Annotated in this window: 3 protein-coding genes; all 3 read left to right on the forward strand. The window is 71.7% G+C overall.

Annotated elements, in window-relative coordinates; genetic code table 11:
• The first annotated feature begins 27 nt into the window (after positions 1-27).
• Positions 28-4,041 (forward strand): SDR family NAD(P)-dependent oxidoreductase, encoded by a 4,014-nt coding sequence (locus ACH4UM_RS41235; RefSeq protein ID WP_398191659.1) that lies wholly within the window; start codon positions 28-30, stop codon positions 4,039-4,041.
• Between the two features lie 61 nt (positions 4,042-4,102).
• The gene (locus ACH4UM_RS41240; RefSeq protein ID WP_398191661.1) at positions 4,103-9,541 is read left to right on the forward strand and encodes an SDR family NAD(P)-dependent oxidoreductase; all 5,439 of its coding nucleotides are present in this window, start codon (positions 4,103-4,105) and stop codon (positions 9,539-9,541) included.
• A gap of 37 nt (positions 9,542-9,578) precedes the next feature.
• Positions 9,579-15,061, forward strand: a 5,483-nt coding sequence (locus ACH4UM_RS41245) for a type I polyketide synthase (protein WP_398191664.1), incomplete at its 3' end; no start/stop codon positions are given.

Below are 15,061 nucleotides of genomic sequence, written 5' to 3' on the forward strand. Positions count from 1 at the left end.
TCTGAGCCCGCGCCGGTCCTGCCGTGGGTGCTCTCGGCCAAGAGCGAGGCGGCGCTGCGCGCGCAGGCGGCCCGGCTGCTGTCCTTCATGGACGCCGAGGGCGCCGAAGCCGCACCGGCCGACGTGGCCTACTCGCTGGCCACCACCAGGGCGGCCTTCGAACACCGCGCCGTGGTGGTCGCGGAAACCCCCGAGGAGCTCCGGCACGGGCTGGCCACCGTCGTGGACGGCGCCACGCCGTCCCAAGTCGTCACCGGCACCGCACGCACCGGCGGCAGGGCCGTCTTCGTCTTCCCCGGGCAGGGCTCGCAGTGGCCGGGCATGGCAGCCGAACTCCTGGAGAGCTCAACCGTCTTCCGGAACCGCATCGCCGACTGCGAACGCGCTCTCGCCCCGCACGTGGACTGGTCGCTGACCGCAGTCCTGCGCGGCGAGTCCGACGTCGAACAGGACCGCGTCGACGTGCTGCAGCCCGTGCTGTGGGCGATGACGGTCGCACTGGCCGAGGTGTGGCGCTCCTTCGGTGTCACCCCTGCCGCCGTCGTCGGACACTCCCAGGGCGAGATCTCCGCCGCCGTGGTCGCCGGAGCGATCTCCCTGGAGGACGGGGCACGCGTCGTGGCGCGGCGCAGCCTGGCGGTCCGCGAACTCCAGGGCCTGGGCGGCATGGCCTCGGTGACACTCCCGGAAAAGGAGGCAAAGGAACTCGTCACCCAGTGGGCCGGCCGTATCGGCATCGGCGCCGTCAACGGACCGGGCACCGTGGTGGTCTCGGGCGGGACCGACGCCCTGGACGAACTGCTCGCGCACTGCAGGAAGCAGGGCATCCGGGCCCGCAAGGTCGCCGTGGACTACGCCGCGCACTCGCCACAGATCGAGCGGGTCGGGGCCGAGGCCAAGGAAGGCTTCGCCGGCGTCACCGTCCGCCCCGGCACCGTGCCGTTCTACTCCACGGTGACCGGCGGGAGGCTCGACGCGGGTGAGCTCGACTCCGGCTACTGGTACCGCAACATGCGGCAGACGGTGCGCTTCCACGACACCATCGGCTCCCTCCTGGCCGACGGGCATGACGTGTTCGTCGAAGTCAGCCCGCACCCTGTGCAGCTGGCGGGCATTCAGGACGCCATCGATGCCGCCGAGGCCGAGGCCGTGGTCGTACCGACGCTGCGCCGCGGCGACGGCGGACGGCACCGGCTGCTGTTGTCGCTGGCGCAGGCCCACGTGCACGGCGCCGCCGTCGACTGGGAGGCCGGCCTGCCGGAGGGTGCCCGCGCCGTCGACCTGCCCACGTACGCCTTCCGGCACGAGCGGTTCTGGCTGGAGGCCGGGGCGGCGGCCGGTGACGTACGAGCCGCCGGACTGGAATCCGCCGACCACCCGTTCCTGGGCGCGGCAGTGGAACTTCCCGACACCGGGGGCCACTTGCTGACCGGGGTGCTGTCGCTGCAGACCCAGCCCTGGCTCGCCGACCACGCGGTGCTCGGCACGGTGCTGCTGCCGGGAACGGCCTTCGTGGAACTGGCCGCCCACGCTGCCGCCGAGACCGGCTGTGAACTGGTCGAGGAACTGACCCTGCAGGCACCGCTGGTGCTGCCCGAGCGCGGAGACATCGCCCTGCAGGTCCTGATAGGCGCCCCGGACGACGCGGGCCGCCGGCCGCTGAGCATGCACTCCCGCAGCGAGGACGGCCCGTGGGTCCGCAACGCCATCGGCACCCTCGCCACCGGGGGGCACCGGTCCGAGGCGGGGCCGGCAGTCTGGCCCCCGGCCGACGCGTCACCGGTCGAACTCGACGGCTTCTACGACCGCCTGGCGAGACTCGGCCTGAGCTACGGGCCGTTGTTCCAGGGGCTGCGTGCGGTCTGGCGCGCCAACGACGCCGTCTACGCCGAACTTGCCGTCCCCGAGGAAGCGGGCGCGGACGCGGGCTCGTTCGGGGTGCACCCGGCTCTGCTGGACTCCGCGCTGCACGCGCTGGGCGCGGGCGGCCTCGTGCCGGCGGCCGTCGGTCCGCTGCTGCCCTTCGCGTGGTCCCGGGTCACCGTGCACGCGACCGGAGCCGCCGCCCTGCGGGTACGGCTGTCGGCGGACGACGGGGACGCGATTCGACTGGAGGCCACCGATGACACAGGACGGCCAGTGGTCTCGGTGGAGTCGCTGACGCTGCGTCCGGTGTCGGCGGACCAGCTCCGTACGAGCTCCCGGGACTCCTTGTTCACCGTGGAGTGGTCGCCGCTCACCGCGACCTCCGAAGCGGCAACCGGTCTGGCCGTACGAGACTTTGACGACATCACCTCTCTCATGTCCACGGCCGGTGCGGGGACAGGATCGGACGTGGGCGCCGTCGTCGTACCCTGCCCGGTCGGCTCGGGCACGGACGCCGAACGCGTCCGGGACGTCCTGGCCGAAGTGCTCGCCCTGGTGCAGTGGTGGCTGGCCGAGGACCGGTCGGCGCCCCTGGTGCTGGTGACCCGGGACGCCGCCGACCCCGGCAACGATCCCGCACATGCGGCCGTGTGGGGCCTCGTGCGCTCGGCACAGTCGGAGAACCCGGACTGGATCGTCCTCCTCGACACCGACGGGGAGACCGACTGGGACGAGGTCACGACAGCGGTCGTACCCCGGCTCGTCTCGTCCGGGGAGCCGCAGGCGGCGCTGCGCGGCGACACCCTGCTGCTGCCCCGGCTCGCCAGGGCCACCGCGCAAACCGCCCAGGGGCCAGTGGACTTCGGCGACGGCACCGTCCTGATCACCGGCGCGTCGGGTACCTTGGGCGGCCTGGTCGCCCGGCACCTGGTCGACCGGCACGGAGTCCGCAGCCTGCTGCTGATGAGCCGACGCGGCGCGGACGCCGACGGCGCGGCGGAACTCCAGGCCGAACTGAACGCCGCGGGTGCCGAAGTGCGGTGGGCCGCCTGCGACGCGGCCGACCGCGACGCCCTGGCGGAGGCCCTGGCCGGGACGACCGTGACCGCCGTGGTGCACTCGGCCGGTGTCCTCGACGACGGCGTGATCGGTTCGCTCACACCGCAACGCCTGGAGACGGTGCTGCGCCCGAAGGCCGACGCCGTGCTGAACCTGCACGAACTGACGGGCGACCTGTCGGCGTTCGTGGTCTTCTCCTCGCTCGCGGGCACCCTCGGCACCCCCGGCCAGGCCAACTACGCCGCCGCCAACGCCTTCCTCGACGCCTTCGCCAGGCGGCGTCGCGCACAAGGACTCCCCGCGCTTTCGCTGCCGTGGGGACTGTGGCAGCGGACCAGCACGATGACCGGCGAACTCGGCGGAGCGGACCGCACCCGGCTCGCCCGCGGCGGCGTACTGCCGCTGACCGACGAGGACGGACTGGGACTCTTCGACGCCGCCCTCGCGTCGGAGCGGCCACTGGTGGTCGCGGCACGGCTCGACCTCGCCGCGTTGCGGAACGCGGCCGCCCCGGTGCCGCCGCTGCTGGGATCGCTCGTCGGCGTCCGGCCGCGGCGTACGGACCGGGCCGCGACCGTACCGCTGGTGCAGCGGATCGCGGAGCTGGCCGAGAACGAACGCGAAGCGGCCGTGCTGGATCTGGTCCGGTCCGAGGTCGCCGCCGTCCTCGGGCACAGCTCGGCCGAATCCGTCCAGCCCGACCAGGTCTTCGGCGACCTGGGCTTCGACTCGCTGACCGCCGTGGAACTGCGCAACCGCCTCAACAAGGCCACCGGTATGCGGCTGCCCGCCACGCTGGTCTTCGACCACCCGACGCCTGCGCTCCTCGCGCAGCGGGTGTTCAAGGACCTCCCCGGCGGCACGGGAGGCGGCACGGCGTCCGTGTTCGACGGGATCGACCGCCTCGCCGCCGCCCTCGACACCGCCGGAGCGGACACGGACAACACCACCCGAACCAAGATCAATATGCGTCTCCGGGCCCTGCTCGCCCGCTGGAACGGGAACGAGCCGGCCGACACGCGGGGCGCAGGCGGAGCCGAGGACGAGGACGACCTCAGCTCGGCGAGCGACGAGGAGCTGTACGAGCTGCTCGACGACGAACTCGGCATCTCCTGATCCTCGGCATCTCCTGAACTGCACAGGTCACAAGCAGGCCATAAGGGGCGGGCAACACCAGATGATGAACGAAGACAAGCTCCGGGACTACCTCAGGCGGGCCACCACCGACCTGCGCCAGGCCCGGCGGCGCGTACGCGAGCTGGAGGCCCGGGACCAGGAGCCCATCGCCATCGTGGGAATGAGCTGCCGGTTCCCCGGCGGCGTCGACTCCCCGGAGGGCCTGTGGCGGCTGCTGGCCGAGGGCGGGGACGCGATCTCGGACTTCCCCGACAACCGCGGCTGGGACATCGACACGCTCTACGACCCCGACCCCGAACGGCCCGGCAAGGTCTGCACCCGGCAGGGCGGATTCCTGCACGACGCGGCGGACTTCGACGCGGCCTTCTTCGGCATCTCGCCGCGTGAGGCGCTGGCGATGGACCCGCAGCAGCGGCTGCTGATGGAGACCGCGTGGGAGGCGTTCGAGCACGCGGGCATCGACCCGGCCACGCTCAAGGGCAGCCGCACCGGTGTCTTCGCCGGCCTGATGTACCACGACTACGGCTTCGTGCCGGGAGGCCTCCCCGAGGGCGTCGAGGGGCTCCTCAGCACCGGCAACTCCGGCAGCGTCGCCTCCGGACGCATCGCCTACACCCTCGGCTTCGAGGGCCCGGCGGTCACGGTGGACACGGCGTGCTCGTCGTCGCTGGTGGCCCTGCACCTGGCCGTTCAGTCGCTGCGCAACGGCGAGTGCTCGATGGCGCTCGCCGGGGGCGCGACGGTGATGGCGGGCCCGAGCGCGTTCGTGGAGTTCAGCCGCCAGCGCGGGCTCGCCCCCGACGGCCGCTGCAAGTCCTTCGCTGCGGCCGCGGACGGCGCGTCGTGGTCGGAGGGCGCCGGCATGCTGCTCGTGGAGCGTCTGCGGGACGCCCGGCGCCTGGGCCACGAGGTGCTCGCGGTCGTCCGGGGCAGCGCGGTGAACCAGGACGGCGCGTCGAACGGCCTGACCGCCCCCAACGGCCCTTCGCAGCAGCGCGCGATCCTCAGGGCACTGGCCTCCGCCGGTCTCTCGCCCTCCGACGTGGACGCCGTCGAGGCGCACGGTACCGGCACCACCCTCGGCGACCCGATCGAGGCGCAGGCCCTGCTGGCGACGTACGGTCAGGAGCGCCCGGAGGAGCGGCCGTTGTGGCTGGGCTCGTTGAAGTCCAACATCGGCCATACGCAGGCGGCCGCCGGTGTAGCCGGTGTGATCAAGATGGTCATGGCGATGCGGCACGGAGTGCTGCCGCGGACCCTGCACGTGGACGAGCCCACCAGACAGGTCGACTGGTCGGCCGGAGCCGTCGAGCTGCTGACAGAGCCGGTCGACTGGCCGCAGTCGGACCACCCGCGCCGGGCCGGGATCTCCTCGTTCGGCATCAGCGGTACCAACGCGCACGTCGTCATCGAGCAGGCGGTGAAGGAGCCTGCCGAGGGCGCGCCGGATGAGACCCCGGCCGAGGAGCCTTCGCGGGCACGGACCTCCGTGGTGCCGTGGGTGCTGTCGGCGAAGAGTGATGAGGCGTTGCGGGCGCAGGCGGCCAAGCTGTTGTCCTTCACTGGTGGTGGGGTGTTGCCGGTCGACGTGGGGTTCTCGCTGGCCACGGCGCGGTCGGTGCTGGAGTACCGGGCCGCGGTGGTGGGGGAGAGCCGTGAGGAGCTTGGGCGTGGTCTGGGGGACTTGGCTGCGGGCACTGTGTCGGCGGGTGTGGTGCTGGGGCGCCCGTCCGGGGGCAAGGTGGGTTTCCTGTTCTCGGGTCAGGGTTCACAGCGGGTCGGCATGGGCCGTGAGCTCTACGAGGCGTTCCCGGTGTTCGCCGAAGCCTTCGACGAGGTGTGTGCGGTGCTGGACGCGCCGGTCGATGTCGGTGCGGAGACGCTGCATGAGACTGGGTGTGCGCAGCCGGCGTTGTTCGCGATCGAGGTGGCGTTGTTCCGGCTCCTCGCATCCTGGGGCATCCGGCCCGACTTCGTGGCGGGTCACTCGGTGGGTGAGGTCGCGGCTGCGTATGTGGCCGGGGTGCTGTCGTTGGCGGATGCGGCGAAGCTGGTCTCGGCCCGTGCCCGGCTGATGCAGGCGTTGCCTGCCGGTGGGGCGATGGTGGCGGTGCAGGCCGGCGAGGAGGAGGTGTTGCCGTATCTCACCGGTGGGGTGGGTGTCGCGGCGGTCAATGGTCCTGAGTCGGTGGTGGTTTCCGGGGTTGAGGAGGCTGTGCTGGCGATCGCGGAAGCGTTTGCTCGGCAGGGTCGTAGGACGTCCCGGCTGAAGGTCAGCCACGCCTTCCACTCGCCGTTGATGGAGCCGATGCTGGACGAGTTCGGTGAGATCGTCCGTGGGCTGACGTTCAATGAGGCCCGGATTCCGGTGGTTTCCAACCTGACCGGTCGTCTGGCGGAGCGTTTCACGGCCGGGTACTGGGTGCGTCACGTTCGTGAGGCGGTGCGTTTCGCCGATGGTGTGCGGACCCTGCGCGAGTCGGGTGTGACCACCTTCGTGGAGATCGGTCCCGGTGGTGTCCTGAGCGCGCTTGTTCAAGGGTGTGTGGAGGACGCGTTCACCGTGCCGGTGCTGCGTGCTGAACGTGCCGAGCCGCAGGCCGTGGTCACCGCGGTCGGGCAGCTCCACGTGCACGGGGTCTCCCCGGACTGGCACGCGTTCTTCCCCGGCGCGCGGACCGTCGACCTGCCCACCTACGCCTTCCAGCGTGAACGCTACTGGCTGCAGAGATCGTCCGCGCTCGACGTGTCATCGGCGGGTCTGGACTCCTGCGACCACCCACTGCTCGGCGCGGTCGTGGAGACGGCCGGGGGACACGACGTCCTGTTCACCGGGCGGCTGTCCTCGGCCGACGCGCCCTGGATCGTGGAGCGTACGGTCGGTGGGGTGCCGGTCCTTCCGGAGACCGCGTTCGTGGAACTCGCCCTGTGCGCGGGTCGGCAGGCGGGGTTCCCGCACCTGAAGCAGCTGGAAGTGGCGGCCCCGCTCGTACTGGCGCAACTGGGCGCGATCCGCGTGCAGGTGCAGATCGGGGCGGGCGAGGACGGCGCCGGCACCGGCCGGCGGTCGGTGCGGATCTACAGCCGGGCCGCCGCCGATGGCGAGGCGCCCTGGATCTGCCACGCCACCGGAGAACTCACCGACCATGTTCCGGCGGCCGGCTTCGACATGGTCCTCTGGCCGCCGACGGGCGCCGAGCCAGTGGCGGTGGCCGACCGTGGGAGCCTGCGTACCGCATGGCGCGCCGGGGACGAGCTGTACGCCGAGGCCGCCCTGCCACCCGCCGAGCGGGAAGGAGCGGAGCGCTACGGCCTGCACCCCGTACTGCTCGAAGCAGCCCTGGAACTGCTGGAGTCGGCCGGTGCCGGAGAGCCCGGCAAGGTGCTCGTGCCCGAAACCTGGAGTGGCATCTCGGTGCTCGCCCCGGGAGCCACGACCGTGCGCGTACGGGTCCGGCCCGCCGCCGGCGGCGCGGTGGCGGTTGAGCTCGCCGACCCCGACGGCGCTCCGGTCGCCTCCGTGGCGTCCGTCCGGACACGGCCGGTCTCACCGCAGCACGTGCTGGCGGGGCGCGTGGCAGGCCAGGACTGGATGTTCGAGGTCGACTGGGTGGAACGTGCCGTCCCGGCCACTCCTTCCGCCGAATCCGAGTGGGTGGTCCTCGGCGGCGACGGCCCCTACCACATAGAGGCGCTCCGCCAGGCGCTGGACGACGGTGCGCAGGCGCCCACCCATGTAATCCTGCCCTGCGCCCCGACGCAGGGCGAAGTCGCCTCTGCGACAAAACAGTTGCTGAGCGACCTCTTGCCGGTCATTCAGGAGTGGGTCGGCGACGAGCGGTTCGCCGACACGCGGCTCGTGGTGATGACGCGAGGAGCCGTCGCGCTGGAGGGGGAGGCACTGGACCTCGCGCACGTCGCGGTGTCCGGAATGGTGAAGTCGGCCCAGGCCGAACACCCGCACCGGTTGCTGTTGGTCGACGCGGACACCGACGGCATCGGCCCCGCGCTCGCGGCACTCGCCGCTCTCGACGAACCGCAGGGAGCGGTGCGCGGCGACAAGCTGTTCCTTCCGCGCCTGGAAAGGATCGCCCCGCCCGAGGAGCCCGCCGCGGACGCCTGGGATCCGGAAGGGACGGTGCTGGTCACCGGCGCATCCGGCGGAATCGGTCTGTCGCTCGCACGCCACCTCGTCATGGAACGCGGAGCGCGCAGGCTGCTGCTGGTCAGCCGCCGTGGTCCCGCCGCCGAAGGCATCACCGAATTCACTGCCGCACTAACCGCGTTGGGCGCGCATGTCGAGGTGGCCGCCTGTGACATCGCGGACCGCGACGCACTGGGGGCCCTGCTGGACTCGATCCCGGCCGGGCACCCGCTCGTGGCCGTGGTGCATGCGGCGGCGGCTCTCGATGACGGCGTGATCACCGCGCTCACCCCGGAACGCCTGGACACCGTGCTCCGGCCGAAGGTCGACGGGGCGCTGCACCTGCACGAGCTGACCAAGGACCTGGACCTCTCCGCGTTCCTCCTCTTCTCCTCCCTCGCCGGGGTTCTGGGCAGCGCCGGAGCGGCCAACTACGCGGCCGCCAACGCCTTTCTGGACGGACTGGCACGGCAGCGCCGCGCCGAGGGTCTGCCCGGTACCTCCCTGGCGTGGGGCCTGTGGACCGACAACGGCGGCATGGGCGACCGGATCACCGACGTCGACCGCAAGCGGATGAGCCGGGCCGGCGTGGTGCCGTTCACCTCCTCAGAAGGGCTGGCGCTCTTCGACGTCGCCCTCGGCCTGGACCGGCCGGTGATCGTGCCGGTCCGACTGGACTTCCCGGGACTGCGCGCCATGGCCCGTACCGGCATGATGCCGGCGGTCTTCCGGAGCCTCGTGCCGGACACCGGCGGCACCTCGGAGGAGACCGCGGCCGCCGGGCGAACCCCCGCCTTTCTGGCCCGGGGGCTGGCCGGGATGCCGGAGGCCGACCAGGAGAAGGTGCTGCTGGACCTGGTGCGCAACCAGGCCGCCGCCACCCTGGGCCTCCCCACCCCGGCCCGGATCGAACCCGCCATCGCCTTCCGGGACATCGGCTTCGACTCCCTGACCAGCGTGGAACTGCGCAACCGGCTCAACGCCGCGACGGGGCTTCGGCTCAAGCCCACGCTGGTCTTCGACCACCCCACCCCGGTCGCCGTTGCGCGGCTGCTGCACAAGGACCTGGTCCTGGACCTGGCCGCCGAGACCCCGCCGGTACTGGAGGAACTGAACCGGTTGGAGGAACAACTCGGCGTGCTCGTCGTGGAGGACGCGGTACGGGACAAGGTCACCGCCCGGCTCAAGTCACTGCTGTGGAAGTGGACCGACACGCAACGCGACACGGCGGCGACCGCCGCACACGACGGCCCGGCCCTCGACCCCGACCACATCGACGCCGCCACGGACGACGAGATGTTCGACCTCATCGACCGTGAACTCGGCTCTCTCTGACTCTTCATCACGCACTGCTAGCGAGGACGTGAAACACATGTCGAACGACGACAAGCTCAGGGATTACCTCAAGCGCGTGATGGTGGACCTGCGCCAGACCCGTCGGCAGCTGGGAGAGCTGGAGGCGAAGGACACCGAGCCCATCGCCATCGTCGGGATGTCCTGCCGGTACCCGGGCGGGGTCGGCTCGCCCGAGGAACTGTGGGAGCTGGTCTCCTCGGGCGGCGACGCCATAACGGCGTTCCCCGCCGACCGCGGCTGGGACCTGGACGCCATCCACGACCCCGAACCCGGACGCACCGGCAAGACGTACGTGCGCGACGGTGGATTCCTCCACGACGCCGCCGAGTTCGACCCCGCGTTCTTCGGGATCTCTCCCCGCGAGGCCCTGGTCATGGACCCCCAGCAGCGGCTGCTGCTGGAGACCTCGTGGGAGGCTTTCGAGCGCGCGGGCGTCGACCCGGCAGTCGCGCGCGGCACCCGCACCGGCGTGTTCGTCGGTACCAACGGCCAGGACCACGCCTACCTCCAGCAGCGGGGCGACGCGGACATCGAGGCCCACCTCGTCACCGCGAACACCGCCGCCGTGGTCTCCGGCCGGATCTCCTACGTCTTCGGCCTCGAAGGCCCGGCCGTCACCGTGGACACGGCCTGCTCGTCCTCGCTGGTGGCCCTGCACCTGGCCGCCGAGGCGCTGCGCCGCGGCGAGTGCTCGCTGGCGCTGGCCGGCGGTGTGACGGTGATGGCCACGCCGAACACCTTCATCGCGTTCAGCGCCCAGCGGGGCCTGTCCCCGGACGGCCGCTGCCGCGCCTTCTCCGCTTCCGCCGACGGCACGGCGATGTCCGAAGGCGTCGGCGTGCTCCTGCTGGAGCGGCTGTCCGACGCCCGCCGCAACGGCCACGAGGTGCTCGCCGTCGTACGTGGCAGCGCCGTCAACCAGGACGGCGCGTCCAACGGCCTGACCGCGCCGAACGGGCCCTCGCAGGAGCGGGTGATCCGACAGGCCCTGGAGAACGCCCGGCTGACCGCCTCACAGGTCGACGTCGTCGAGGCGCACGGCACGGCCACCACCCTCGGCGACCCGATCGAGGCGGAGGCGCTGCTCGCCACGTACGGCCAGGAGCACTCCGGGGACCAGCCCCTGTGGCTGGGCTCCATCAAGTCCAACTTCGGCCACACGCAGGCGGCTTCCGGTGTCGCCGGTGTGATCAAGATGGTGATGGCGATCCGCAACGGCGTCCTCCCACAGACGCTGCACGTGGACGAACCCACCCCGCAGGTCGACTGGTCGGCAGGTGGCGTCCGGCTGCTCACCGAGGCGGTGCGGTGGCCGGAGACGGACCACCCCCGCCGCGCGGCCGTGTCGTCCTTCGGCGTCAGCGGCACCAACGCGCACGCGATCATCGAGCAGGCCCCCGCTGAGGAGGATTCGGCCGAGGAGCGCGTCGGGACCCCGGCCACCGGCCCGCTGGCATGGGCGCTTTCGGCAAAGAGCGAGACATCGCTGCGGGGCCAGGCGGAGCGCCTGCTGGCCTTCGTGGAGGACGACCCCGGGCTGTCGCCGGCCGACGTTGCTTTCTCCCTCGCCACGACGCGCGCCACCTGGGACCGGCGCGCGGTCGTCGTCGGGGAAGACCTTGAGGAACTCACCGCGGCCGTAAGGGCGTTGGTGTCGGAATCCCCGTCGGCTCGCGTGGTCCAGGGGGTGGCGCGTTCCGGGGGCAAGACCGGTTTCCTGTTCTCGGGTCAGGGTTCGCAGCGTCTGGGGATGGGCCGGGAGTTGTATGCGGCGTTCCCGGTGTTCGCCGAAGCCTTCGACGAGGTGTGTGCGGTGCTGGACGCGCCGGTCGATGTCGGTGCGGAGACGCTGCATGAGACCGGGTGTGCGCAGCCGGCGTTGTTCGCGATCGAGGTGGCGTTGTTCCGGTTGCTGGAATCGTGGGGGATTCGGCCGGACTATGTGGCGGGTCATTCGGTGGGTGAGGTCGCGGCTGCGTATGTGGCCGGTGTGCTGTCGTTGGAGGATGCGGCGAAGCTGGTCTCGGCCCGTGCCCGGCTGATGCAGGCGTTGCCTGTCGGTGGGGCGATGGTGGCGGTGCAGGCCGGCGAGGAGGAGGTCCTGCCGCATCTCACCGAGAACGTCGGTATCGCGGCGGTGAACAGCTCGCAGTCGGTGGTGATCTCGGGCACCGATGAGGCGGTGACCGAGATCGCTGAGCTCTTTGCGCAACAGGGTCGTAGGACGTCCCGGCTGAGGGTCAGCCATGCGTTCCACTCGCCGTTGATGGAGCCGATGCTGGACGAGTTCGGTGAGATCGTCCGTGGGCTGACGTTCAATGAGGCCCGGATTCCGGTGGTTTCCAACCTGACCGGTCGTTTGGCGGAGCGTTTCACCGCCGGGTACTGGGTGCGTCACGTTCGTGAGGCGGTGCGTTTCGCCGATGGTGTGCGGACCCTGCGCGAGTCGGGTGTGACCACCTTCGTGGAGATCGGCCCCGGCGCGGTGCTCAGCGCGCTCGCCCAGGGCTGTCTGGAGGACGCCGTCACCGTGCCGGTGCTGCGTGCCGACCGCGCCGAGCCGCAGGCAGTCGTCACCGCGCTCGCCGAACTGCACGTGCAGGGCGTATCCCCCGACTGGCACGCGCTCTACCCCGGCGCCCACCGCGTCGAACTGCCCACCTACGCCTTCCAGCACGAGCGCTACTGGCTGGAGGCTCCCGAAGCCGAGACGGCCGTCGTGGACGCGGTCGACGCCGAGTTCTGGGAGAGCGTCGAGCGCGAGGACGTGCAGTCGCTGGCCGACACACTGGGGCTGAGCGCCGACGAACTCGACGTCGTGCTGCCGAAGTTGTCCGCTTGGCGGCGTCAGCGCCGTGAGCAGTCCGTTGTGGACGGCTGGTGCTACCGGTTGGCCTGGCAGCCGCTGAACGGACTGCCTGTCTCGGAGCTGTCCGGCACCTGGCTGTTCGTGGCCCCCGAAGGCGACACATGGGCCGAGACCGTCCGTACGAAGCTCGTCGGAAGCGGCGCCAGCCTGATCCCGCTCGTCGTCGGTGCCGACGCCGACCGCCGGGCCCTGGCCGGCGAACTGGAGCGGGCCGTGGAAGGGTCCCAACCCCTCGACGGTGTCCTGTCGTTGCTCGCGACCGATGAGAGCGCCTCGCCCGAGCACCCGGAGGTCTCTCGGGGGCTGGCCCGTACCGTGACATTGACCCGGGCACTCGGCGACGCGGGCATCGACGCGCCGCTGTGGTGCGCCACGCGGGGAGCCGCGGCCACCGGTCGTTCCGATGACGCGCCGCTCAGTGCCGTACAGAACCAGGTGTGGGGCTTCGGCCGGTCCCTGGCCCTGGAACAGCCCGGGCGCTGGGGTGGCCTGATCGACCTGCCCGGCAAGGTCGACGATCGCGCCGTCGGCCGTATCGCCGCTGTACTGAACCAGACCGTGGGGCCGGTCGAGGACCAGGTCGCCGTCCGCGCGTCCGGCGTGTTCACCGTCCGGCTCGCCCACGCCCAGGGCGGCACCGGGCGGCCGTGGTCGCCGCGCGGCACGGTGCTGATCACCGGTGGTACGGGCGCTCTGGGCGGCCGCGTCGCCCGCTGGCTGGCCGGTGCCGGCGCCGAGCACCTGGTGCTGACGAGCCGTCGCGGACCCGACGCGCCCGGCGCCGCCGAACTCAGGGCGGAGCTGGAGTCGCTGGGTGCCTCCGTCACCCTTGCCTCGTGCGACGTAGCCGACCGGGACGCGGTGGCGGGGATCCTCGCCGAGCACACCTTCACCGCCGTGTTCCACGCGGCGGGCGTCGAACAGCTCTCCTCCTTCGACGAGCTGACCCTCGACGACTTCGCCCGCACCATGGCCGCGAAGGTGGGCGGCGCCATGCACCTGGACGAATTGCTCGGCGAGCAGGAGCTGGACGCCTTCGTCCTCTTCTCCTCAATCGCCGGCGTGTGGGGCAGCGGACTGCAGACCGCCTACGCCTCCGCCAACGCCTTCCTCGACGGGCTCGCCGCGCGACGCAGGGCCAAGGGCCTGACCGCCACCACCATCGCCTGGGGCCCCTGGGCGGACGGCGGCATGGTCACCGCCTCCGACGAGGAACACCTCCGCCGCCGTGGTGTCGTCACCCTGCCGCCCACGCTCGCCGTGTCCGCCGTACAGCGCGCGCTGGACTGTGACGAAACCGCCGTCGTGGTGGCCGACATGGACTGGGAGCGGTTCATCGGACCCTTCACGACGGCCCGCCCGAGCGCGCTGCTGTCCGAGCTGCCCGAGGTGCGCCGCGCAATGTCCGCCGACGCCACCACTGGCGCCGCGTCCCTGGCCGCCCAACTGTCCGCACTCCCCGAGGCCGGGCGCGCGGGGGCCCTGCTCGACCTGGTCCGCGCCCACGTCGCGGCCGTACTGGGCCACGCCTCGGCGGAGGACGTCGAGCCGGAACGGGCCTTCAAGGACCTGGGCTTCGATTCTCTGACCGCCGTCGAACTCCGCAACAGGATCAACACGGCGACCGGCCTCGCACTGCCGCCGACGCTGGTCTTCGACTACCCCAACGCCGCCTCGCTCGCCGCCTTCCTCCAGGGCAAGCTCCTCGCTGACGGTGCCACCGTGCAACCGACGGAACGGACAGCCGTCGCCGACGACGAGCCCATCGCGATCGTGGCGATGAGCTGCCACCTGCCCGGCGGCGTCGACTCCCCCGAGGAACTGTGGGAGCTCGTCTCCTCCGGCGGTGACGCCATCTCGGAGTTCCCGTCCAACCGTGGCTGGGACACCGAAAACCTCTACGACCCCGACCCGGAGAGTGCCGGCAAGACCTATGCCCGAGACGGCGGATTCCTCCATGACGCCGCCGACTTCGACGCCGCCTTCTTCGGGATCTCGCCGCGTGAGGCGCTCGCGATGGACCCGCAGCAGCGGCTGCTGCTGGAGGCCACGTGGGAGACCTTCGAGCGCGCGGGGCTGACCGCCGCGCAGGTGCGGGGCAGCCGGACGGGCGTGTTCGTCGGCCTGGCCTACCAGGGCTACGGAGCCGATGTGCGCCGGACGCCGGAAGGAGTCGAGGGACACCGGCTGGTCGGAGGCGCGTCCAGTGTCGCGTCTGGGCGTGTGTCGTACACGTTCGGTCTGGAGGGGCCGGCGGTCACGGTGGACACGGCGTGTTCGTCGTCGTTGGTGGCGTTGCACTTGGCGATTCAGTCGTTGCGTGCTGGTGAGTGCTCGATGGCGTTGGCCGGTGGTGTGACGGTGATGGCGAGTCCCACGGTGTTCGTGGAGTTCAGCCGTCAGCGGGGGCTGTCGCCGGATGGGCGGTGCAGGGCGTTCGCTGCTGGTGCGGACGGTACGGGGTGGGGTGAGGGCGTCGGCATGCTGCTGGTGGAGCGGCTCAGTGACGCTGAGCGCAATGGGCACCGGATTCTCGCCGTGGTGCGGGGGTCGGCGGTCAATCAGGACGGTGCGTCGAATGGTCTGACGGCGCCGAACGGTCCTGCGCAGCAGCGGGTGATCCGGCAGGC

The sequence above is a fragment of the Streptomyces sp. NPDC020801 genome (assembly GCF_044334385.1).
Classification (GTDB): Bacteria; Actinomycetota; Actinomycetes; order Streptomycetales; family Streptomycetaceae; genus Streptomyces.